Here is a 25,746-nt window from a genome sequence, read left to right as displayed (position 1 = left end):
CACGATGCTGTGCCATCTCAAGCCCAAGGCCCGCGGCGCCGGTGAGCTATGGCGAGGGCCTCGTACAGGAAGCTCACGACGGACGGCCGGACAAGCCAGTTGAACTTGTGGAGGCGGCCGAAATCCTTGAACGCCACCCGGAATCCGTATTCGTTCTCCCGGTACTCCTCGAACACGCGATCCAGCGCAGACTCATCCCAGGAATCGTCCCGCGCGGCCGCGCACAGTGCGTCGTAGACCGTCGAAATCCAGCCTGTGCCGAAGGGCGCTGTCACCGGGCCGCTCTGGCGCTGGCGGTGAAGATCGGGTTTGAGGAACTCGTCGATTGCGGCCTCGTTGTCGGTGTTGAGATCGATCGGCAGCGCTGCGGAGATCCGCTTTACTTCCTTGCGCCAATCGTTGAGCAGGTTGGGGTACTCGACGAATATCCGCGGCAGGTTGCGTGTGGTCCGCTCGGCCAGCAGATTTGATTTGAGCCACAGGGCGGTCGCGAGCTCCGGTGAGGCCCCGTTGAACGACGCAAGTGACGCGGCAACCTCCTGCGGGCGGCGCACCGTGATCACGGCCGCGACGTCGAATCCGGTCCGCCGCGCCGCCTCGAACCACATGTCGGACAGTGCCGTTATGTGCAGGTCCTTGATGACAACGAGCGGCGCGGTCGGCAATGTGGTGAGAAACGCGCTGATCTTGGCGATGCTGGCGGCCTTCTCGTCGGTGTCGAATGCGCCTTCCTCCTGCAAACGCAATGTCGGGTCGAACCATTCGCTTCCGTGGCGGCGCAGGATCTCGATGTTGAGACGATGAGACGCGCGCGGCTCCCAATAGCCGAGCGGGTTGGCCGAGTTGGCGCCCGCCAGCCCGGGCGGAAGCGCAGCACCGCACAGTGAGAGCATCCGCGTGAGGGCCGACGTTCCGGAGCGGGTCACGCCCAGCACGAACAGAGCAACCGGGCGAGCCGCAGCACCCCCGGGCTGCTGCGCCGGGGTCACCGGCAAAACTCTGTGCTCGGTACCACGTGCGCCGCACCCGTCGTCGCAGTGTAGGGGCCGATCATCACGGCATCAGGATAACGGTGGATCGGGGCAGACTGGACTCTTTGGCGTGAATGCCGTTCTGCTATGGGCGATTTGCTGGCCGCCCACAGCATGAAACGAGCGCGCCGCGTGGGCCGATCAGATCGGTGTTCAAGACAAGTCCAAGCTGCACTTCGATTTCAGTTCTGGTCGGGCGGGTCAGCTATCAGCGACTCGCCTGCCTTGTTGGGCCCGCATGACAAAACCTGCTTGGTCACCACGGCCCAGCCGATTGAGTCGATCTGCGCTCTTCTCCCACTCCCAGATCTGCTTCGGACTAAACAGTCGAAGGATCTTGGTGTCGGTCACGGCGACCCCTCGCCTATAGGCTTCGCTTCCCATGAACTGGCCCAAATTCGAATCGTCAAATGTCTGCTCCACGACGAGCCCCGCCTTCTCCGCCGCCAATGCCATTGCCCTTCGAGAAGGCACGACGAAATGCCGAGGAGCGTCGATCTGCACCCAATCCGCCAAATAGGTATTCCACGCTTCGGATGAGGTCGTCGGCGTGCGAGCCAGGCAGATGCCGTCGGCAGCGAGCTTTTCGGATGCCGTTTTGAGCGCCGCTATCGGATCGGGGACGTGTTCGAGCGAATGATTGAACATTATGAGATCGAATTCGCCCGGCATTTCGCTCAAATGCCCCTTTTTCAGCGGCACCCCTCGAGGCGTCTCACGATCGGCTGCGATAAACGGATCCGCACCAAACAAGTTGGTGAACCCCACTCTGGCCAACCGGTCGAGCAGCGCACCGCTACCACATCCGACGTCCAGAATTCGCGCGTCCGACTTGAGCTGAAGCTGAGCGAGAATTCCGACGACGTCTCCGCCGAGAAGTGCACGGAGGATGCCGTCGGGCAGCCGCCTCGTTAGAAGCGCACCGGCGAACCCGCCGCCTACACCCAATTTTTTACGGTCGTGCTGTGTGATGAGCCATCGAGAGAACCGCGCATGGCTGGGCTTGTATGAGTAGTAATCCACCGCATAATGGCGCTGGAGCTCGGCGCCCTCGAGCACATTCACAATTTGTAATGTCTCGCATGATCCGCAGAAGTAGTATTCGAAATGCTCTTGAGTTCCGAACATCATTTCGCGAACCGAGATCGTCTTATGTGGGCCGACCGATCCGCATATTCGGCACTCTTTGCTGATCTCGTTCACTGGGTCGGTCCTCGAGCCAACCGATTGCTGCGCGCCCTGTGTATCGATGGGTGAAGCGGTGCATCCGATGAGGGGTCGCTCCGCCTCGCACATTGTGACCCACCTTTGCAGGATTTCGACCGACCCGCGACGCTATAACGCGCCTGCACCGTAGCGTATTCTCCGCCAAGAGGACTGATCGGAGGTAGACACTAAGCGCTGCCACAGACGATGTCTAGGCCGGTCAAGCGGCGGAGACATACCAACACAGTATGGGCGGCCCGTCCCGAATCCGCCTAATCACATCGGATTCCGAGGTCGCTCACGATAAGTGTCCTCGATAAAGACAGCGAGCGCGGGCGGTTTCCGCCCCGAATCATTCGGCGAAATAGCGATTCACCGCGATAGCAACCGGTCACCGTCTATCCTGCGGCCATGGATGAGCGGCTGGACAATCGTCTCGCGTTGGTGGACCACAGCTTGTTCGCGGGACACCGCGCCGCTGGACTCAATCTGGTCATGCAATGCATGTGGCTTCATGAGCACGGTATCGATTTTGACGGACTGAAGCGTTTTCACCACAACCTCCGACACGGGTTGATGGGTCGGCGCATCGAGCGTTCGCCGCTGCCGTTCGGCCGGCATCGGTGGGTAACAGATCGGGGGCCGTCGGAGATCGATGTCGCCGATTTCGCCCGTCCGCGCACCGAACTCAGCGACTGGGCTGATGAACGCACACAGGTGCCCATTGATGCGGAACGAGGGCCCGGCTGGCATCTGAGCGTCCTTCCCCTTACCGACGGCTCGACCGCGGTCAGCCTGGTGCTTTCCCACTACGTGATCGACGGCATCGGGGGATACCAGGTGGTAGCGGATGCGGCGCTGGGAAACCATGCGGATCTTGGCTATCCAGCGCCGCATTCGCGTACTCGACGCCGCGCCATGTCAGAAGATGCCCGCCAAACCGCAAGGGAGGCGCCTGAGGTCGGCCGCGCGCTTGTCGCGGCGGCCAGATTGGCTCGCCGCGCCCGTCGGGATCCTGCCCGATCGACAGCCTCGCCACCACCAGTCGCCCTCCGCTCAGTCGACGGCGGTGACGTTGTCATCGTGCCGGCGGTCTCGATGCAAATCGAGCTGGATGAATGGGATGCCCGCGCGAAGGCTCTCGGTGGAAACGGTAAAACGCTGATCGCGGCCTTGGCTGCCAGACTCGCCGAGCGTTTAGGGCGCCGACGCGCCGGCGACGGCTTTGTCACCCTGCACCTGCCCATGAACGAACGCACCGAGGGTGATACGCGTGCCAATGCGATATCGATCGCGAGCGTCAGCGTCGACCCGGAACTCGTGACCACGGATCTGGGTGACATCCGCGCCGCCATCAAGCAGACGCTGAACACAATGCAGGAGACGCCTGACGAATCACTGCAGCTGCGGTCACTGGTGCCGTTCATGCCGAAGCGCGCGTTGAAACGGATGGTCGATGCGGGGGTCGCCGACCCCGCTGCCCCTACGCTTTGTTCCAACCTCGATGAGTTCGACCCGATTGTGTTCCGCCCCGATGGCACCGACGGCGAAATCATCTTGATCCGAGTGACACCGCAACGCGCAACGCGAGAGTGGCTCGAGTTGACGGGCGGTCAGCTGACTCTGCAGTCGTGGCGCGTCGCAGGCGGCTCCAAGATCTACGTCACCGTGAACGCCTACCAACCGGGTGTGGGGGATACCAAGCCCGCGTTGCATGAGCTGATTGCGAAGACGCTGGCCGACTTCGAACTGACCGGCAACATCTACTGACCGGCTTCGACGCTCAGCGTCCCTCGGCCGCCTTCGCCATCTCGATTCGCTGCATCGTGGTCGGATGCGAGCCGAGGACCATCAGCGCCCATGCCGGCGGGTCGGGCTCGGCGAGGCCCGTACGCGCGAACCGCAGCTGTGTCGAGATTTGACTCGCCGGATCGTCGGTGATGCGCAGCGCGATCCAGTCGGCTTCCGTCTCGTAGCGGCGTGAGATCGAGTTCTGCGCGGGCAGCGTCAACACGGAGAGTACGAACGCGCACAGGAGGGCCAGCGGAACGACAGCCGGGTCGCGGACGCCCCCTCGTCGCTCGGTGAACCAGGCGATCGCCACCAAGCCCGGGATCGCGAAGAGAGCGAACCAGGCAACGCCCTTCCAAACGTGACCGCGTGCGACGTGCGCAAGCTCGTGGGCGGACACCCACAGGATCTCGCCCTCCGTGAAGCGGCCATCGAGCAGCGTGTCGTACAGGACGACGCGGCGTGTCGGGCCGATCCCCGTCACCCCCGCATTCGCCGTCGTCGTGCGACGGCTCGCGTCGGAGACGTCGACGGACTCGACGTCGACGCCGAGGCGATTCCCGAACGTTTCGATGCGAGCGGCGAGGTTCCCGTCGCCGATCGGCGTGAAGCGGTTGAACAGCGGTTCGATGACGAGTGGCTGTGCGAGCACGACGAGCACGCCGACTACGGCGATGGCGGCGCTTCCGGCCAGCCACCAGTGCCGCCCGAGCCGGACGGCGAGGTAAACCGCCCCGGCGACCGCCAGCACGACGGCGACCGTCGTCACCAGAAGCGCCAGCGCCCGGTCTCCCGCCCAGGACCCGTAGCCCTGCTCGGTGAGGGCGTAGCGCCGGTACCACCAGTGCCGGACCACGCCGACCGGGAGGGTTGCGAACCACACGGCGAACGAACAACACGCCGCCACCGCCATGCCGCACCGCACGTGCGCCGCCGGCGGCAGCCGCAGGGCACGGCGGACGACGAACGCGAGCCAGCGTCCTCGCCACGCAAGCAAGGCGAGCACGCCGAGCTCGATCAGCGTCGACGCAATCCAGAACCAGCGAGTGACCGTGCGGAACTCGTGGATCCGAGCCAACTCCGCCGACGAGAAATAACTCGCGGGATCGAGCTGCGGCAGGTTGAGCGCCGGAACTTCCGTACGGAGGAGAAAGAAGGCCAACGCCCCCCAAACGGCGGCGATCAATGCGACGCCGAGCAGCGTTCGCCGCTGCCTACGCGCGCCACCGTCACGTCTAGCGTTCATGCCAACCTGATCGCTCATCGACAGCTGGCTTGGTTCATGTGAACTACATCCGCTGAGCGGGCACGTCTCCCAACTGCGCACGCAAGCTTCTCACCGACGGCGCATCCACCAGGGCAGTCACCGGCAGGCGAACACCGAAGGCGGTGTTGATCGCGGCTACCGCACGCATAGCGGCAAGGGAATCCCCGCCCAAGTCGAAGAAAGACTCGTCGACCCCCACCCGCTCTACGTTCAGGACCTGCGCGACGATGTCGGCCAGACGCTGCTCGACCAGGTCAACCGGCGCCCGATAGCCACCAGAGGCCGGGGTCGACGCCCGGTTGCCCCACCCGGTGCGCTGCGTGTGCTCACCGGCGTCAAGCGAATCGATCGACAACAACGGTCGGGTCGGATCGGCGGTCATGGCCGCCAATATCCGGGTGAACCGGCCCATCAGCGTTTCGATGGTGACCGGGTCGAACCGGTCGGTGCGGAACTGGACGCGCAGATCCAGTTCGTCGCCCGGAACCGCTTGCACCGTGAGCGGGTAGTGGTAGTAGTCGCGGACGGTGAACCCAGCAACACCCAGATCGTGGCCGGACGACAATCCGGCGGCATCGATCGGATAGTTCTCGAAGACGAAAACGGTGTCGAACAATCTGTTCTGCCCCGTGACACGGTGAATGTCGCTGAGCGCCAGGTGCTGATGCTCAAAGGTCTGCTCCAGCGCACCTTGAAGCTGATCGAGCAGCTCGACGGTGGTGGTTTCCGGCGCGATGCGGGCGCGCACGGGCACCGTGTTGATCGACAGCCCCACCATCGACTCCGCACCGGCGACCTCTGCCGGCCTACCTGAGACCACGGCGCCGAAAGCGACATCGTGCTGGCCCGTCAACCACATCAGCAGCTGCGCCCATGCTGCCTGGAGCACGGTGTTCACGGTGATGTGTCGCGAACGCGCAAGCTCGGCCATCGCCCGGGTGGTGTCTTCCGGCACTCGGAAGGATCGGATGTCCCTGGGGCCCAAGCCGAGTCGGTCGGGTGGGCTGACCAGAGTGGGGGTCTCGAAGCCGTCGAGCACCTCACGCCAGGCCGTCCGGGCGGCTTCGACGTCACGTTCGGCCAGCCAGGAGACAAACCTGCGGTAGGGCACCGAGGCGGGCAGTCGCTGCCCGAAATAGCTGGCGAAGATCTCCCCGAGCAGGATCGGCATCGACCAGCCGTCGAGCACGATGTGGTGATTGGTCAACACGAACCGGTGGCGCTCCTCGCCGGTGCGGACCAGCGCCGCACGCAAGGCCGGCTGATCTTCGAGGCCGTATACCTCGGCGCGTTCGGCGGCACACATGCGGTGGATTCGAGTGTGCACGTCGGCTTCACCACTGAGATCGAGGTACCGCCAAGGGATTTCAGGGTCGGCAGGGATGACTTGTACGGGTTCGTCGCCGAGGTGGTGGTGGAACCGAGCAGCCAGGTTGGGGTGCCGGTTGACGACGGATTGCACCGCGTCATGTAGCCGCTCGGCGTCCAAGGGGCCGGTGACGGTGAAGTCCAGTTGCACGGCGTAGACGTCGTCCTCGTTGCCCGCCGCGGTCAAGGCGTGGAACAGCAAGCCTCGCTGCAGCGGGGTCAGCGGTAACACGTCAGCCACGTCGTAGCGCTGGGCCAGCGCTTCGATCTGGGTCTGGGTCAGCCGCGCCGGTGCGATGTCAGAAGGCGTCAACCCGCCCCCGCCGTTCCGCACGTGGACGCAGATCCCCTCCAGGGCCTCAAACCACAACCGGCTCAACCGATCAACCTGTCCGTGATCGAGCGCCGACGGCGCCCACGTCCAGGTCGCGTGCAGCTGCGGACCCGTCGCGGTGTCGACGGTGGCAGCGTTGAGTTCCAAGGTGTGCATCAACGGCATCGCGATCGCCGCGGCCACCCCGCTGACCGACGATCCGTCGGCCACCAGACGCCACAGATCCTCGGAAACCTCACCGGCGGCCGCACCGAGGCGCCCGAGATAGTTGAATCCGACCCGCGGATCCTCCTCGCGCAGTTGCACTTCCGGGTTCAGATACCGCAGCAGCCCATACGTGAGTCCCTCGGGCAGCGCCCGCAGCTGTTCTTTGGCGGCCTTGAGCACGGCCCCCAGGCCGGGATCACCGGAGCGCACCTGGACCCAGTCCAGTCCGCCCACGTTGAGCGCGACCGGATATTTCGTGGTGAACCAGCCCACCGTGTGCGACAGGTCCACCTCGTCGCCCAGGTCCTCGTGACGGCCATGGCCCTCGACGTCGATGCCCACCGGAGCGGTATCGGCATCGACGAACTCGGCCAGCGCGAGTCCCAATGCGATCAACAGGATGTCGTTGATCCCGGCGTGGAACGCCGCGGGCACCTCACCGAGCAACAACCGGGTGGTCTCGGTGTCCAACGGCACCGACAGATTCCCCGCATTGGCGAAGGTATCCACCGACGGCACCACCGCCGGCAACAACGCAGGCGCCGACGCCACCTGTCGCCACACGTCGGCGGTAGCGACGACCTGTTCGTCGCGGGCGTGTTCGGCCAGCAGCGCCGACCACCGCGCAAACGACGTTCCGGTCCCGGTCAACTCCACCGGCCGCCCAGCACGATGGGCAGCCCACGCGATGTTGATGTCTTCCAACAGGATTCGCCAGGACACGCCGTCGACCGCGAGGTGGTGCACGATCAACACCAGCTGGCTCGTGGAGGCGACCCACAGCGCGCTGAGCATCACGCCGGCGGCCGGGTTCAACCGCGACCGCGCGGCCACCAAGGCCGCGTCCGAGAACGTGTCCACGCCGTGCACGCACTCATCCGCGCGCACCGCGCCCGGCTCGGGCACCTGCAACGACCAGCCGCCGGCCCCATCGTCGTCGACCCGCAGCCGCAACATGGCGTGGCGATCCAGCAACGCTTGCACCAGCACCACCGCGTCGCCCCGGTCCGCCGTGTCGGGGGCCTGCAAGACGACCGTCTGGTTGAACTCTCCGGTCGGGCCGTCGACCTCCTCCAGCCACCGCACGATCGGTGTGGCCACCACCGGCCCGACGCCCTCATCGATCACACCGGCAGCCCCGTCGGCCGTGCGCGCCACGCGGGCCAACCTGGCCACGGTCTGCTCGACGAACACATCGCGCGGACGGCACAGCACCCCGGCGGCGCGCGCCCGCGAAACCACCTGCATCGACAGGATGCTGTCCCCGCCGAGTTCGAAGAACGACTCGTCGACCCCGACCCGCTCCAGTCCCAGCACCTGGGCGTAGATACCGGCCAAGACCTCTTCCACCGCAGTGGCGGGAGCGCGGTAGCGATCCGTATCGCTGTACTCCGGAGCAGGCAACGCCCGCGTGTCCAGCTTGCCGTTGACCGTCAACGGCAACGACTCGAGCACCACCACCGCCGCGGGCACCATGTAGCTGGGCAACCGCTGAGCCAGCGCCGCACGCAGCTCCGCCGCATCCACCGCGCCGGTGGCATACCCGACCAGGCGCTTATCACCGGGACGGTCCTCGCGCGCGATGACGACCGCCTGCTGCACCCCATCCAGTCCGGCGAGTGCCGCCTGCACCTCGCCCAACTCGATGCGGTACCCGCGGATCTTGACCTGTTCATCGCTGCGGCCGACATACTGCAGATGGCCATCGGCGCCCCAGCGAACCAGGTCCCCGGTGCGATACATCCGCGCTCCGGCCCCGGCGAACGGGCACGCCACGAATCGCGACGCGGTAAGCCCTGCCCGGCCGACATAGCCGTGAGCCAACCCGCCGCCGGCGACATACAACTCGCCGACCACACCGGCGGGTACCGCTCGTAACGAGCCGTCGAGGACGAAAAAGCCCAAATGCGCCAACGGCACACCGATCGGGCTGACCGCGCGCTCGATGTCAGCCTCGGTGATCTCCCTGAACGAGGCATGCACCGTCGTCTCGGTGATTCCATACATGTTGATCAAGCGCGGTGACCCCGAATGCGACTGCATCCACGGCCCGAGCCGCGAAGGCTCCAAGGCCTCCCCACCGAAAACCACTGTCTGCAGCTTCAACTGCCGGCCGAGTTCCGGCTGCAGACCATGAGCGGCCTGCAGCGCGTAGAAGGCCGACGGGGTCTGGCTCAGCACGCCGACCTGCTCGGTGACCAGCAATGCCAGCAGCTCTTCGGGGGAACGCACCACCGTATCGGGCACGATCACCACCCGACCGCCGCGCAGCAGTGCCCCCCAGATCTCCCACACCGAGAAGTCGAACGCCAATGAATGACACTGCGTCCATGCCTGACCCGCCAACTCGAGATCGGCATCCAGTGTGTCCAACAGCTGCACGACGTTGCGGTGTGGAACCGCCACGCCCTTGGGCACGCCCGTAGTTCCCGACGTATAGATCACATACGCCAGGTCATCTGGGCTCGGCGTCGAGAAAACCTCTCCAGCAACGGAATTGGGATCCAACGCCACATCGGCGATATCGATGACCACCGCGCTACGGCCATCCACCCGCGCTCGCAGATCCGCGGTCGTGACCACTGCCACCGGCGCAGCGTCACCCAGGACGAACTCGGTGCGCGCCTCCGGATGTGCCGGATCCATCGGCACATATCCCGCACCACACTTGAGTATCGCCAGCATCGCCAAGACCGCATCGACCGACCGTGGCAACAACAGCCCCACCCGGTCGCCGCGACCCACACCCGCGGCGGTCAACGCCCGCGCCAAGTTCGACGACGCCACATCCAACTCGGCGTAGGTCAACGAGCGACCGTCACCCGACACCGCCACCGCCTCCGGTGACCGCGCGACCTGACCGGCGAAGAGTGCGGGAATCGACTCCGACACCGACGACCGCTCGGTCAACGCGGCCCGATTGCCCCAGCCGAACAACCGGGCATGCTCACCGGCATCGAGTACATCCACCGTCGACAAGCGGACGCTCTGGTCGGCCGTTATCGCTTCCAGTACCCGCCGTAGCCGCGCAACGAGCACCTCGATGCTGGCCGCGTCGAACACATCTGTGCGGAACTCCACGTCCCCGCCGATTCCGGCGGGTTCGCCCGACTCGGTCCAGCGTTCGGCCAGGCCGAAGGTCAGGTCCATGCGGGCGGTGTTCGTGTCGGCCGGCAGCGAGTTGATCTGCAGATCGCCCAGGTCCAGTGAGGAGGCCGGACCGAACGACTGCCCGGCGAAGTGCCAGGACAACATCACCTGGATCAGCGGGGAGTGAGCCAGGCTTCGGACGGGGTTGAGTCGCTCCACCAGTACCTCGAACGGCACATCCTGGTGTTCGTAGGCGGCCAGGCTGCGCGTTCGAACCTGGTCCAGCAGTTCGGCGACGGTGGGGTCACCGGCCAGGTCGACCCGCAGCACCAAGGTGTTGACGAAGAAGCCCACCAGCTCATCGAGTGCGGGGTCGCGCCGCCCGGCGATCGGAAACCCGACGGCCACATCGGTGCTGGCACTGACTTTCGACAACAACGCCGCAAGGGCGGCCTGGACCACCATGAAGCTCGTGGTGTGGTGCTCGCGGGCCACCGCAGCGACCCGGTCCTGGAGTTCGGGGGGCCAATCCACGGTCACCCGGTCGCCGCGATGATCAGCGACAGCCGGGTAGGGCCGGTCGGTCGGCAACTGCAGGCGTTCGGGCAGCCCCGCCAACGCGTCATCCCAGAAAGCCAACTGGCCGGCGATGCGGCTGTCCGGATCGTCGAGGTCACCGAACTGATCGCGTTGCCACAGCGTGTAGTCGACATATTGCACCGGCAACGGCGCCCAGTTGGGGTCGTGCCCCGCACTCCGGCTGGCGTAGGCCAGTCCGAGATCCCGCATCAGCGGCGCGATGGACCAACCGTCGGCGGCGATGTGGTGCACCACCGCCACCGCCACATGCTCGTCATCGGCGACCCGGAAAAGCTGTGCCCGCATGGGGATTTCGGAGGCCAGGTTAAACGTGTGAGAAGCCGCGGCGTTGACCGCCTCGCGCAACTCGTCCGTCGACCAGCCGGTGGCATCGATGACCCGCCAAGCCAAATCGGCCTGCTCGGCCGGCAGCACCAGCTGCTGGGGCGCCCCGTCGACCATTGCGAACAGGGTGCGCAGGCTCTCGTGGCGACCGACCACGTCGGTGAGCGCTTGGCGCAACGCCTCGACGTCGAGGCGACCGCGGAGCTGCAGTGCCACCGCCATGTTGTAGATCGCCGAGGGACCCTGCAGTTGGTCGAGGAACCACAACCGCTTCTGAGCGAACGACAACGGAACTTCCGTCGGACGTTCCACTGGCGTCAAGGGTTCGAGCCGGGCGGAATCGGCACCGATGCGCGGGGCCAACTGTGCCACCGTCGGCGCCTCGAACACGGTCCGTACCGACAAGTCGCCATCGAGGCTGCTGTTGACTGCGGCGATCAGGCGCATCGCCGATAGGGAATCGCCCCCGAGGTCGAAGAACGAGTCGTCGATGCCGACGCGTTCGACGTCGAGGACCTGGGCGTAGATACCGGTCAGCAGTTCTTCGACCGCGGTGGTGGGGGCACGGTAGTGGTCGGTGTCGCTGTACTCCGGGGCCGGCAGCGCGCGGGTGTCGAGTTTGTTGTTGACCGTCAACGGCAACGCCTCGAGCACCACCACCGCCGCAGGCACCATATAGCCGGGCAGCCGCTCGGCCAGCGCAGCGCGCACCGTACCCGGATTGGCGGTGCCGATGATGTAGGCGACCAGCCGTTTGTCGCCGGGGCGGTCCTCCCGCGCGATCACCGCCGCCTCGGCTACCCCGTCAAGGGAGGCCACCGCGGCCTGGATCTCGCCGAGTTCGATGCGGTAGCCGCGGATCTTGACCTGTTCATCGATGCGGCCCAGATACTGCAACTGCCCATCGGCACCCCAACGCACCAGATCCCCGGTGCGATACATCCGCTGCCCCGCACCGGCGAACGGGCACGCCACGAACCGCGACGCCGTCAACGCCCCTCGGCGCACATACCCCACGCCGACCCCGGCGCCGGCCACATACAGCTCTCCGGCCACCCCCACCGGCACCTGATGCAACGACCCGTCGAGAACAAACAACCCAGCACCTGAGACCGGCGACCCGATCGGCACCACCCCGGTCCCCGCCGACAACGGCGCGCTGATCGCCACGCACATCGTGGTCTCGGTCGGCCCGTAAGCGTTGAGCATCACCCGCCCCGGCGCCCACCGCTCCACCACCTCCGGCGGGCAGGCCTCCCCGGCCATCACCAACGCCGTACCGGCCAACCGCTGCGCTGAGAGCATCTTGACCGCCGACGGAGTCTGGGTCAGGACACTGACCCCCTCATCGACCAACACCTGCTGGAAATCCTGCGGCGAGGCGGTCACCTCCTCAGGCACCACCACCAGACGCCCACCGCGCAGCAGCGCCCCGAAGATCTCCCACACCGAGACGTCGAACGCCAACGAATGGCACAGCGCCCACACCCCAGCCGCCGGCAACCCCGCATCCAAACTCGCCAACAACTGCGTCACATTGCGATGCGTGATCGCCACACCCTTGGGCACACCCGTGGTCCCCGAGGTGTAAATGGTGTACGCGACGGCCTCGGGCGCCGGGGTCGGCAAGGTCATGTTCGGCGCGGTGTCCACAGCGGGCTCGTCGATGTCGATGACGACCACCTGATGACCGTCGACCCGCGCACGCAGCCCCGCGGTGGTGATCACCGCCGCCGGCGCAGCATCGCCGAGCACGAACTCGATCCGCGCCGCGGGCACCCCGGCATCAATCGGCACATAGGCCGCCCCCGCCTTGAGCACCCCCAACATCGCCACCACAGCCGACGCTGAGCGTGGCACCAACAACGCCACCGAATCGCCCGGCCGCACCCCGCGACCGACCAACAGATGCGCCAACCGATCCGAGGCCACATCCACCTCGCGATAGGTCAGCTGCGCGCCACCACCACTGATCGCCACCGCCTCAGGCGCCCGCGACACCTGCTCGGCGAACAGAACCGGAATCGGCGTCGGCGCACTGACCGGGCGGTTCAACACCGCGCGGTTCGCCCACCCGTCGAGCAGATCGTGCTCGCTGGGATCCAGCAGATCCACCGACGACAGCAACCGGGTCGGATCGGCGGTCATCGTCACCAGCGCCCGCCGGAGCCGCTCGGTCAGCGCCTCGATGCTGGTCGCATCGAACACGTCGGTGCGGAACTCGACTTCACCGCCGATGCCGGCGAGTGACCCGTCCTCGCTCCACCGCTCGGCCAGCGTGAACGCCAGATCCATGCGCACGGTGCTCGTGTCCACGGGCATCGGGATGGCGGACAGATCACCGAGGGCCAACGCGGCGGGCGGGTTGTTCTGCCAGGCCAGCATCACCTGAACCAACGGGTGGTGGCTCAGATTACGGGTCGGGTTGAGCCGCTCCACCAACACCTCGAACGGCACATCCTGATGCTCATAGGCGGCGACACTGCGCGTCCGCACCTGGCCCAACACCTCGGCGACGCTCGGATTACCGGTCAGCTCGACGCGCAGCGCCAAGGTGTTGACGAAGAACCCGACCAACTCGTCGAGGGCGGGGTCGCGCCGTCCGGCCACTGGGAAGCCAACGGCCACATCGGAACTGCCGCTGATCTTCGACAGCACCACCGCCAGCGCAGCCTGCACCACCATGAAACTGGTCGCGTCGTGCTCGCGGGCCAGCCGGGCGATCCGCTCATGCAACTCGGCCGGCCAATCCACCACTATTCGCGCGCCACGATTATCGGCCACCGGTGGGTAGGGCCGATCAGTCGGCAGCTCGAGGCGTTCGGGCATCCCGGCGAGCGCCCGCTCCCAGTAGGCGGCCTGGGCCGCAATGGCACTGTCTGGATCGTCGAGATCGCCCAACTGCTCGCGCTGCCACAGCGTGTAGTCGACGTACTGCACCGGCAACGGTGCCCAGTCCGGGGTCCGTCCGGCGCATCGGCTGGCGTAGGCAGCCCCCAGATCGCGTGCCAGAGGCGTGATCGACCAGCCGTCGGCGGCGATGTGGTGCACCACGATCGCCAGCACATGCTCGTCGTCCGCGAGGCGGAAAAGCGTTGCTCGCAAAGGAATCTCGGCAGCCAGATCGAACGGGTGACGCGCGACCTCGGCGATGGCGTCGTCGAGCCGCCCGCCCGGCCAGTCGCCGGCATCGATCACCTGCCAACCGAAATCAGCTTGCTCGGCGGGCACCACCAGTTGTTGGGGTTCGGTCGCGGGGAACCGCGTGCGCAGGCTCTCATGGCGGCCCACCACGTCGGCAAGCGCCTGACCCAACGCGTCGGCGTCGAGGTCTCCGCTGATGCGCAGTGCCGTCGCCATGTTGTAGATCGGCGACGGCCCCTGCAACTGATCAAGGAACCACAACCGCTGCTGGGCAAACGACAACGGAATCACGGCCGGGCGCACCACCGGCACCAGCGGAGCCCGCCGCTCTCCGTGCGCACCGATGTGGGGCGCCAACTGCGCCACCGTGGGCGCCTCGAAGATCACGCGCACTGAAAGATCGGCGTCCAGACCGTTGTTGATCGCGGCGACCAGTCGCATCGCCGACAACGAATCCCCACCCAGGTCGAAGAACGAGTCGTCCACACCGACCCGCTCCACGCCGAGCACCTGGGCGTAGATGCCGGCCAGGAGCTCCTCGACCGCGGTCGCCGGAGGGCGGTACCGATCCACATCGCTGAACTCCGGTGCGGGCAGCGCGCGTCTGTCGAGCTTGCCGTTGACCGTCAACGGCAGCGCGTCGAGCACCACCACCGCCGCCGGAACCATGTAACCCGGCAAGCGCTCACCCAGGGCGGCGCGCACCGCCACCGGGTCGACCGCGCCGGTCACCGATTCGGTGACATACCCCACCAGTTGCTTGTCGCCGGGACGGTCCTCGCGGGCGATCACCGCCGCCTGCTTGACCTCGCTCAACGCGGCCAGCGCCGCCTGCACTTCTCCGAGTTCGATGCGGTAGCCGCGGATCTTGACCTGCTCATCGGAGCGGCCCAAATACTGCAGCTGCCCGTCGTAGCCCCAGCAGGCCAGATCTCCGGTGCGATACATCCGCTGGCCTGGCGCCCCGGACGGAGATGCGACGAACCGCGACGCGGTCAACGGACCGCGACGCCAGTACCCGGCCCCCAGCCCCGCACCGGCCACATACAACTCACCGACCACACCGACGGGCGCTGGGCGCAACCACCCATCGAGCACAAAGAACGCGAGGTGGTCCAACGGCACACCGATGGGGCTGACAGCCTTGTCGGCATCGGCTTCGACGATCTCCCGGAACGAGGCGTGCACCGTCGTCTCCGTGGTGCCATACATGTTGATCATGCGCGGCGCCCCAGGGTGATTCTCCAGCCACGCCCGAAGACGTTGCGGTTCAAGCGCTTCGCCGGCGAACACCACAGCCTGCAGCTTCAATTGCTGTCCGAGCTCCGGCTGTAGCGCGGCGCCGGTCTGCAATGCATAGAACGCCGACGGCGTCTGACTCAAGATGCTGACCTGTTCGGTCACCAGCAATTCAAGGAAGTCTTCCGGTGAGCGGACCACCGATTCGGGCACGACCACCAGCCGACCACCGCGCAGCAGTGCGCCGAAGATCTCCCATACCGAGACATCGAATGCCAGCGAATGCCATTGCGACCACACCTGTCCCGCCAGCTCCAGGTCGGAATCCACCGCGTCCAACAGCTCGATCACATTGCGGTGGGTGATCGCCACGCCCTTGGGCGTACCGGTGGTGCCCGAGGTGTAGATCAGGTAGGCGATGTCGTCGGGGCTCGGCGCCGTCAAGCCTGTGCTGGGCTGGCTCCTGAGTGCGGGGTCATCGACATCGACGATCAGCAAGCCGCGGCCGTCGAGGCGAGACCGCAGATCCGTTGTGGTGACGGCAGCAATGGGAGCGGCGTCCTCGAGCATGAAGCTGATGCGCGCTTCGGGGTGCGCCGGATCGATCGGCAGATAAGCCGCCCCGGTCTTGAGCACCGCCAGGATCGACACGATCGCCTCGACCGAGCGCGGCAAGAGCAGTGCCACCCGCTCGCCGGGGCGCGCGCCGTGACCGGCGAGCAGGCGCGCCATCCGGTTCGCCGCTTCGTCGAGCTGACGGTAGGTCAACGACCGGCCGTCGAAAGTCAGTGCAGTGGCGTCGGGGCAGCGCGCCGCCTGCGCTGCGAACATCGCCGGAATCGAAACCGACTTCGGGGCCGGCTCATTCAACACCGCCTGGTTACCCCACTCAGCCAGGCGCGCGTGTTCCGACTCCTCCAGCACGTCGATCGACGACAGCCGCCGCGTGGGGTCAGCGGTCATCGCCGACAGCACCCGTTCGAACCGCTCGATCAGTGTTTCGACGGCTTGGGCGTCGAACACGTCGGTGTCGAATTCGACGCGAAGACCCAATTCGTTGCCCGGAATGACTTGCACCGCAAGCGGATAGTGGTTGAACTCGCGGCTGGCGAATTCAGAGATGGAAAGCCCGTCGACGCTCGAGAACCCGGCGGAGTCGAGTGGGTAGTTCTCGTAGACGAAAAGGGTGTCGAACAGTTGGTCGTGGCCGGCGACGCGGTGAATGTCACTCAACGCAAGGTGCTGGTGCTCGAGCGTGTGGTTGTAGGCCGCATGCAATTGGTCCAGCAGATCGACGGTAGTGGTGGCCGACGTGGTGCGCGCCCGGACCGGGACCGTGTTGATCATCAGCCCGACCATCGATTCCGCGCCGACCACTTCGGTCGGCCGCCCCGAAACCGTTGTGCCGAAAGCGACATCGTGTTGTCCGGTCATGCGGCTGAGCAGCTGGCTGAACGCGGCCTGCAGAACGGTGTTGACCGTCGTGTGCCGCGAACGCGCCAGCTCACCCACCGCTCGCGTGACAGCTTCTGCCACTCGAGCCGAGATCACCCCTCGCCGGCCCAGTCCCTTTCGATCCTGCGGGCCCACCAGGGTGGGAGTGTCGTAGCCGTCGAACGCTTCACGCCAGACCGCTTCGGCGGCGTCGAAATCTCTTGCCGCCAGCCAACTGACGAACTTCCGATAAGGAACCGGCGCGGGCAGGCGCTGCCCGTGATAGCCGGCGAAGATCTCCTGCAGCAGGATCGGAAGCGACCAGCCGTCGAGCACGATGTGATGATTGGTCAGCACAAATCGGTGCTCTTGGTCTCCGGTACGGATCAACGTCGCCCGGAACGGCGGCTGGTCGGCGAGATCGCAGACGGCCGCGCGGTCGGCAGCGCTGAGCCGGCGAATCTGCTCGTCGGCGTCGACTTCGCCGCTGAGATCGATATACCGCCAGGGCACCGTCGGGTCGGCGGGGATGATCTGCACCGGCTCGTCGAAGCGATCGAAGAAGCGGGCCACCAGGTTCGGATGCCGGGTGACCACAGCGTGCACCGCATCATGCAACCGGTCGGCGTCCAGTGGACCGGACAACGTGATGTCCAGCTGCATGCCGTACACGTCGTCGCCGTTGCCCGCCGCTGTGATGGCGTGAAACAGCAAGCCTTGCTGCAGCGGTGTGAGCGGCAGGATGTCTGCGAGTCGGAATCGCTGCTGCAGCTCGTCGATCTGTTGTTGACGGAGTCGAGCCGGCGTGATGTCGGACGGTGTCAGACCACCCCCGCCCTTGCTGACATGCGCGCAGATCCCGCTCAGCGCGTCGAACCACAGCCGGCTCAACCGACTGGCCCGTTCACGGTCCAGCGCTGACGGCGCCCAAGTCCAGGTCGCATGCAACTGCGGACCGGCCTCGGTGTCGATGGTGCTGGCGTTGAGCTCGACGGTGTGCATCAACGGCATCGGGATCGCCGCCATGGTGCCGGTCAGGGACAGACCGTCCGGGCGAATTTGCCACGCATCATCGCCAGCGGCGGAATCACCCACGGAGCCAAGGCGTCCCAAGTAATTGAATCCGACCGGCGGGTCGGCAACGGAGAGATCGACATGGCTGTTCAGGTAACGCAGAAGCCCGTAGGTCAGGCCGTCCGGCAGGGCCCGCAGCTGTTCTTTGGCGTCCTTGACCAGCGCGCCCACCACCGCCTCGCCGGCGATCACTTGTCCCCAGTCGAGGGAATCAACCCTGAGCGACACGGGATATTTGGTGGTGAACCATCCGACGGTATGCGACAAGTCGATATCGTCGGCCAGGTCCTCGTTGCGCCCGTGGCCCTCGACGTCGATGCCGATCGGCGCTGATCCGGCGGCTCCCAGGAACTCCGCCAACGCCAACCCGAACGCAATCAACAGGACGTCGTGAACGCCGGCGTTGAAAGCCGCAGGCACCTCGCTCAACAACATCCGGGTGGTCTCGGCGTTCAGAGACACCGTCAACGATTCAGCGGCTTGGTAGGTATCGATTGTCGGCTGGACCGCGGGCAACAATGCCGGCGACGCCACCACCTGGTGCCATGCCGGCGCGGTGTCGACCACGTCGGGGTGATGCGCATGCTCGGCCAGCAGCGCCGCCCAGCGGGCGAACGACGTGCCCGAGGCCGGCAAGGCCAGCGGCTGGCCCTCGCGGAGCTGCGCCCAGCCGATATTCAAGTCTTCCAACAAAATTCGCCACGACACACCGTCCACCGCCAGGTGATGAACGATCAGCACCAGTTGGTTCGTGGAAGTCACCCACAGCGCGCTGAGCATCGCGCCCGCCGCCGGGTTCAGCCGTGACCGCGCCTCGAGCAGAGCATCATCGGAGAGCGCCTCAACCGATTGCAGGCACTGGGTCGCGTGCACCGACCCCGTGCCGGGCGCCAGCAACGACCAGCCGCCGGCGCCGTCGTCTTCGACACGCAGCCGCAGCATGGCATGCCGATCAAGCAACGCCTGCAACAGCATGATCACGTCGGATTGGCTGGTCTGCGCCGGAGCCTGCAACAGTACTGTCTGGTTGAACTGGTCCACCGGCCCGTCGACGCCGTGGAGCCACGACATGATCGGCGTCGAATCCACCGGCCCGACACCCTCGTCGATGACGCCGCCGGCTGCGTCGGTCTCTTTGGCCACCGCGGCCAGCCGGGCCACGGTCTGCTCGGCGAACACGTCGCGGGGCCGGAACAGCACCCCGGCGGCACGCGCACGCGCGACCACTTGCATCGACAGAATGCTGTCGCCACCGAGTTCGAAGAACGAATCGTCCACGCCCACCTGCTCCACACCGAGCACGTGGGCGTAAATGCCCGCCAAGATCTCCTCGACTTCGGTGGCCGGGGCACGGTAATGATCGACATCGGCGTAGCCCGGCGCCGGCAGAGCGCGTTTGTCGAGCTTGCCGTTGACCGTCAGCGGTAACGCATCCAGCAGCACCACGGCGGCCGGAACCATATAGGCAGGCAATCGCTCAGCCAGCTGGCCGCGTATCCCGGCCGGGTCGGCTGTGCCGGTGAAATAGCCGACCAGCCTCTTGTCGCCGGGGCGGTCCTCGCGGGCGATGACGACCGCCTGCTCCACGCCGTCTAGATCGGCAAGTGCTGCGCGCACTTCACCGAGCTCGATGCGATAGCCGCGAATCTTGACCTGCTCATCGGACCGACCCAGATACTGCAGTTGCCCGTCGGGCCCCCAGCTGGCCAGGTCGCCGGTGCGATACATCCGTTGCCCCGGCAACCCGAACGGCGACGCGACAAACCGTGACGCCGTCAACGGCCCGCGACGCCAGTACCCAGCACCCAGTCCGGCGCCGGCCACGTACAACTCGCCGACCACACCGACGGGCGCCGGACGTAACCACCCGTCGAGCACGAAGAAGCCCAGATTGGTCAACGGCACCCCGACGGGGCTGACGGTGCTGGCGGCATCGGCTTCGACGATCTCCCGAACCGACGCGTGCACCGTCGTCTCCGTGGTGCCGTACATGTTGATCAGCCGCGGGGACCCTGGGTGATTGTCCAGCCAGCTCCGAAGACGTTGCGGTTCAAGCGCTTCGCCGGCAAAGACCACTGCCTCGAGTTCGAGCTGCTGGCCGAGTTCGTGCGCCAGCGCATCAGCGGTTTGCAACGCGTAGAAGGCCGAGGGGGTCTGGCTCAGGACGGTGACGCGTTCGCGGACCAGCAGCGCGAGGAAGTCTTCCGGTGAGCGGACCACCGATTCGGGCACGATCGCCAGCCGCCCGCCGCGTAGCAGCGCGCCGAAGATCTCCCACACCGAGACGTCGAAGGCCAGCGAATGCCATTGCGACCACACCTGTTTCGGCGGCAGGTCGAGGTCGGCCTCCAAGCACTCGAACAGTTGGATGACGTTGTGGTGGGTGATGGCCACCCCTTTGGGCACCCCTGTGGTGCCGGAGGTGTAGATGAAGTAGGCGATGTTGTCCGGACTCGGCGGCGGCAGTACCGTCGCGGGCTGCGCCGCTGCTTCGGCGCCATTGATGTCGATGACCAGCAGATCGTGCTCGTCGAGTCGCCACCGCAGTTCCGTTGTGGTGAGGGCGGCGATCGGTCCGGCATCGTCGAGCATGAAGCTGATCCGCGCTTCGGGGTGCGCAGGATCGATCGGCAGATAGGCTGCGCCGGTCTTGAGCACCGCGAGGATTGCCACGATCGCTTCGATGGAGCGGGGAAACAGAATCGCCACCGATTCCCCCGGGCCCGCGCCTCGAGCGGTCAAGAGGTGCGCCAACCGGTCAGCGGCTTCGTTCAACTCGCGGTACGTCAACGCGGAGTCTCCGCAAGTGATGGCCACGGCGTCCGGGCTCTGCGCCGCCTGCGCGGCGAACATCTCCGGAATCGAGACCGACCTTGTTGCCGGCCGGGTCAGGCCCGCCTCGTTGCCCCATCCGTTCAGTCGGGCGTGCTCGGCCTCGTCGACGACATCGATCGACGAGATGGCTCCTGCCGGATCGGCGGTCATCGCCATCAAGATCTGCTGCAACCTCGCCGCCAGGTCGGCGACGTCGAGATTGGCGAATGGCTGCCCGGAACTCACCGAGTGCAGATGGATTTGACCCTCACCGCTGACGAAGAACAACCCGAAGTAGTCGACGCGGCCAAACCGCGTTGTGGATCCAGATGCGGGCGCGTCACCGAATGGCAGAGCGGTGATCGACGGGACGAAGTTGACGCCCACTCGATCCGGTGCGCTCCTCGGCCCGCGGTTGGCTTTGCGCTCGAGGGCGCGCACCGGAAACCGCTGGTGCTGCACGGCCTCGCGTATCCGTACGTCGACATACTCACAGAACGCCGCTACCGATGATCCGGGTGAAACGGTCAGAACCAGTGGAACGATCCCGGAGACCATCCCGGGAAACGTGAATGACTCCGCGCTGGTACGTCGATTGACCGGGAAATCAAACACCACCTGTGAGCCCTCGGCGCGCCAGCCACGCACCAAAAGCGCGCACGCGGCGGTGATCACCGATGAACGGCGCATTCCCAACGAGTCGGCCAGCTGATGGACCCGGTGAACAACCGAGGGGTCCAGCTGAACGGATTCTGAAACCGTGCACGAACCGCCCTCGTCCACCGATTCCGTCAGGTATTGCGGGCTTTCAGGTGGAAGATTTTTGCTCCAATAGGCCAAGTCCTCGGAATATTCCTCAGACGCTTCGTATTCGGTTTCCCACGACACCAAGTCCTTTAAGGAGCCAAAAAACGAAGGAGGTACCGCCGTACCGGAATCTAATGCGGAATAGACGGTGGCGACCCGATTGGCGAAAAGCACACCGGCGTATCCATCGGCAACCAGGTGATGGATGCACAGCAACCAGTAGAACTGGTCCGGCCGTGTGCGAAATAGCGCGAATTTGAATAGCGGCCCGGTCACCGGCATCGGCGTCGACCGGATCAATTCGGCGAGCCGGTACGCCTCCTGCGCCGGATTCTGTTCGTCTACGAGATCGTAGAGCGGGAGGTCGACGCGTGGGTTTTCGATCGGCCGTTGGAAGACCTGGCCGTCCACCTCGAAAAAGGCGGCTCTGATGGGCTCGGCTTCCGTCAAGACATGCTGTATCGCCTGCTCAAGTAATGCCGGCTTGACAGCGCCCTCGATGATGTCGAACGCGACAATATGCCACTCGGGGTCAAATTCGCCTGTTTCCTGGGCAAGCCAGATGTCGAGCTGTCCGCGGGTGAGCGGAAGCGCCCCGTCAGCGAACTCCATCGAATGCCCTCACGCTCTACCTAGTCTGAACGTCAGCCCGCCGCCAGCCGGTCCCGAAGGCTCTTCGGCCGGATATCGGGCCAGTTCTGTTCGATGTAGTCCAGGCATGCGGCGCGGTCCGCTTCGCCGTAAACCACCCGCCAGCCGGCTGGTAAATCGGCAAAAGTCGGCCACAGGCTGTGTTGCTCCTCGTCGTTGACCAAAACGAAGAAGCTGCCTTTGTCGTCATCGAACGGGTTGGTGCTCACAGTCCTCCAGACCTACTAGTCGATCTTCAGTGAAGCCTTCTAAACCTTACTGCCGGCAAACCCCACCGATACCAAGATCGGCAAAGTTTCTAGCGCGCCTTCCAACATGACTCCGCCAAGCAGTTCTGCAGTCGATCCGCGCCTCCGGAATCCAGCATTGGCGGCTTCCGAGACCGTAACCTGCAAGGATGCGTGCGAAATTGTCGCATTCTGAATAGACGAGCACAGGCCCCCAGAGTTAGTTGAACGTTTCCCCGACGCCCTGAGCGAACAATACCCCCACGGCGCTACTCATGCCAAACCGTGGCTACCGGCCTCAACGTCGAAATTCACGGCCGCTGGCGTCTTCATCGACCTCACGTAGCCAAATGAAAGCATTCACCGCCGACCGAGCGCGATCGGCGCTTCGCCTTGTTACGAAACGTTCGCTGGGGATTCAATTGAAGGTCACCGAGCGCCGGCCAGGCAGATCGCCACCGCCGCCTTGACAGGCGCGGCAGCTTCGGGTCGGGCTCTCGGCTGCGGATGGCGTCGCCTGTGCGGATACGACTCGTCCAGCGCGCCTTTTGGCGCGTTCGCGGGGCCGGTCGCAGAGCGGGAAACGCTTGTCTTTCAATGCGGCCGAGTTTTCCTGGCTAGGGCGATGGAGGGCCGCCAACGCCCGACCAGTCACGCTTTACGAGTAGGGCCCAGCTTCCCTAGACCGGTGATCTGGAGACTGACCGACTTCCGTTGCCCAGCGGCACCAAGCATGAAGACGATATCGCCCACCGGTGCGCCGAGCCAGAACCGCCAGAACGGCCGGCTAAAGAATCGCCAAACGTAGCGGCCGTCACCTACCAGCCAATACCACGCGATCCAGAAGAGAAAGTACAGCAGGCGCTTCCAACGAGAAATGATCATCTCGAGATTCATTTCCATGATCTCGAGTCCCCAACCCCGGTAACGCCATTCCAGCCCGTACTTGCTCTGAAACTCGTGAAATGCGCGCATTTCTCCGCTGGTGACCAGATATTCGTCAAAAACCAGGATGGAGCCTTCGATGAAGCGATCTTTGCACGCTTCTAGCGCGTGCAGACAACTCTCATAGGTGTCCAAATCCATATGGAAGAGCCTGATCGACGAACCCGGGTGCTCTGCCAGGAATGGCGCCAACGTTTCGTAGGTGCTCCCTTTTATGAAATGGACCTGGCGACCAAGCGCGGAAGGTACGTCGTCCTGCAGGGTGACGCCGGTCAACCGCATAGCGCCTTGTGCCAGTGGATCCGACAGGGAAAAAGTTCCGCGTTTGACGACTTGGTTCTCAAGTTGCCAGTCTTCGACCAGACCGGAAAACGTGTCGAAGCCGTACACCGTGCGGTCGCAAGCCTCCGATGTCAGCCTTGTGGACCAGCCGATCCAGACACCGAGATCGAGAACCAGTTCATCAGAGTTATCGGCGCTGACCGGCGCCAACTGCGCTGCTTCCCACAACAGAGTGTGGCCACGAATCTTCCGGTGGCGAAGCTCCGACAACGTGCGGCGGATGAATCCCTGATACGCCTCGTCGTACAGGTTAGTGTCGCGGGCATACAAGTTCGGGATGAACCGGTCGCGATCTCGGTAGACGAGGCGCGCGCATACGAGCAACACGAGAAGGACGCCGATCACGGCCAAAAGCAGCGGCGCGAAATAACAAACCGTCGCAACGACGAGCGCGATCCCGACGAGGATCACTCGCCACGTGCGGTGGAGGTTGATGCGATCGACGGGCCGCTTATCGACTGCAGTCACCGGTGGGGCTCCAAGCTCTCGGCCGGGCCGGATCGAATGCGCATCGCACTTGAACCTACTGGCCTTGGGCCGCTGATCTGACACGCCTTCCAATCCCGCTCCCCCCCTAGCTCCTCGGACAACCCAGGAGCAAAGCTCCAGAGGCGACGATGGCTCATTGGCTTCGCCAAGATACCAACCGCCCTCGGCTCCACCTGAAACAGCGGCCGAAGGCCGACTTACCTGAGAGCGGCTACGCGGGCTGATGCTCTCCCGCTGGCGCGACACTCCTTCGTTTGAAACGAGACTTCAGACGAAGCGCGGGTTTCTCGACCAGAAACCAACTCAGCGCGGCGAGCGGCAGCGTGGCGATCGTGGCGATGAGAGCGAACACAAATGGATTCAAGCTGCCCAGCCCACCGATGACGAGCAACTGCTGAATGGGAAACGCGTAGATGTATACGCCGTAAGACAGGTCCGTTCGTAACCTCAAACGCTTGTGGTGAATGAGGGCACCCGAGACGATGATCGCGTACGCCAGTGGAATCGCGCCGATCACGCGGTAATTCGGCATCAGGCTCGCAGCCAAGACGACGGCCGCGCTCACCGCGACGAGCGACCAACGAGCCGGTATCACCTCGCGGAGCTGGTATAGCAGCGCGCCAGCGAGGAACATGACTGCGAAGCGGGCAGCGATGGCAAACACAACCAGCGCGGCGGTCTTGGGGTCGATTTCTTGTTGTGGACTCTGAGGTTCCTCGATCAAGGACATCGCCCAGGCCGGCGCCAGCGCTGACGCCAACACCGCCAGTGCCGTCGCCGCTGGAATCACCCAGCGGCGAGTGAGAAGACCGACTACGCCGAGAACCGCAATGCCGATATAACACAAAAGCTCCCATTGGAGAGTCCACAGAGAACCGTTCCATCCGTTCGGCCATGGGATACCGGACGGTGTGGTGCCAACTTTGGGCTGGAGTATCGCCACTGCGCTGTTCTTGAGGACGAATTCGATCGGCGCCTCCGACATAAGGAGCCGACCGGCCGCGCCTCCCTGCATCGCCACGCCGATCGGGGCGGCGACGAAAGCCGTGACGATCAGGCAGATCCACAAACCGGGGAGGAGGCGAAGACCCCGAGCAGCGAAGTACGTGCGAAGCCGTGGCTTGCTCAACCAACTTGCCGTGATGAGAAACCCCGAGATCGCAAAGAACCCGTCAACCCATGCGTCTCGCAGCAGTTGGTGAACCGGCTCGTACGAAATGTCTCGCCCGGTGAGTGGGTAGGTGTGCCACAGGATGACCCCCAAAGCCAGCGTCAGCCGCCAGGCGTTGAGTGCGTTGTTTCGGGGATCGAATACCTGCCCGAGTTTCATCTGCCTGTCCACGGCCGGTCGTATCGGCCTGC

At 65.1% G+C, this 25,746-nt stretch carries 8 protein-coding genes; 1 reads left to right on the top strand and 7 read right to left on the bottom strand.

Annotation, left to right across the window (positions count from 1 at the left end; all coding sequences use genetic code 11):
* Positions 1 to 17: 17 nt before the first annotated feature.
* Positions 18 to 893 carry a sulfotransferase family protein gene (locus AU188_RS03210; RefSeq protein WP_502687580.1) on the bottom strand — a complete coding sequence of 292 codons (876 nt, stop codon included), beginning with the start codon at positions 891 to 893 and terminating at the stop codon, positions 18 to 20.
* A 339-nt stretch (positions 894 to 1,232) separates the two neighbouring features.
* Complete coding sequence (locus AU188_RS03205) at positions 1,233 to 2,234, bottom strand: class I SAM-dependent methyltransferase (RefSeq protein ID WP_286137257.1); 1,002 nt, start codon at positions 2,232 to 2,234, stop codon at positions 1,233 to 1,235.
* Between the two features lie 414 nt (positions 2,235 to 2,648).
* Here AU188_RS03205 and AU188_RS03200 point away from each other — a divergent pair, with 414 nt between their 5' ends.
* Positions 2,649 to 4,007 carry a condensation domain-containing protein gene (locus tag AU188_RS03200; RefSeq protein WP_082686452.1) on the top strand — a complete coding sequence of 453 codons (1,359 nt, stop codon included), beginning with the start codon at positions 2,649 to 2,651 and terminating at the stop codon, positions 4,005 to 4,007.
* 13 nt (positions 4,008 to 4,020) lie between these two features.
* Here AU188_RS03200 and AU188_RS03195 read toward each other — a convergent pair whose 3' ends face one another.
* The 5 genes from AU188_RS03195 to AU188_RS03175 all read right to left on the bottom strand — a co-directional run bounded on the left by AU188_RS03195 (position 4,021) and on the right by AU188_RS03175 (position 25,714).
* Complete coding sequence (locus tag AU188_RS03195) at positions 4,021 to 5,274, bottom strand: M48 family metalloprotease (RefSeq protein WP_059162200.1); 1,254 nt, start codon at positions 5,272 to 5,274, stop codon at positions 4,021 to 4,023.
* A gap of 43 nt (positions 5,275 to 5,317) precedes the next feature.
* Positions 5,318 to 22,342, bottom strand: a complete 17,025-nt coding sequence (locus tag AU188_RS03190; protein WP_059162199.1) for a non-ribosomal peptide synthetase — start codon at positions 22,340 to 22,342, stop codon at positions 5,318 to 5,320.
* Between the two features lie 32 nt (positions 22,343 to 22,374).
* Complete coding sequence (locus AU188_RS03185; RefSeq protein ID WP_059162198.1) at positions 22,375 to 22,590, bottom strand: MbtH family protein; 216 nt, start codon at positions 22,588 to 22,590, stop codon at positions 22,375 to 22,377.
* Between the two features lie 669 nt (positions 22,591 to 23,259).
* Complete coding sequence (locus AU188_RS03180) at positions 23,260 to 24,363, bottom strand: TylF/MycF/NovP-related O-methyltransferase (RefSeq protein ID WP_059162197.1); 1,104 nt, start codon at positions 24,361 to 24,363, stop codon at positions 23,260 to 23,262.
* 232 nt (positions 24,364 to 24,595) lie between these two features.
* Positions 24,596 to 25,714: an acyltransferase family protein gene (locus tag AU188_RS03175; RefSeq protein WP_059162301.1), complete on the bottom strand. Its 1,119-nt coding sequence runs from the start codon at positions 25,712 to 25,714 to the stop codon at positions 24,596 to 24,598.
* Positions 25,715 to 25,746 lie beyond the last annotated feature (32 nt).

The sequence above is a fragment of the Mycobacterium sp. IS-3022 genome, assembly GCF_001500065.1.
Taxonomy (GTDB): domain Bacteria; phylum Actinomycetota; class Actinomycetes; order Mycobacteriales; family Mycobacteriaceae; genus Mycobacterium.
Note: the sequence above shows the minus strand (reverse complement) of the source record. Positions and strands in the feature narration are given on the sequence as shown.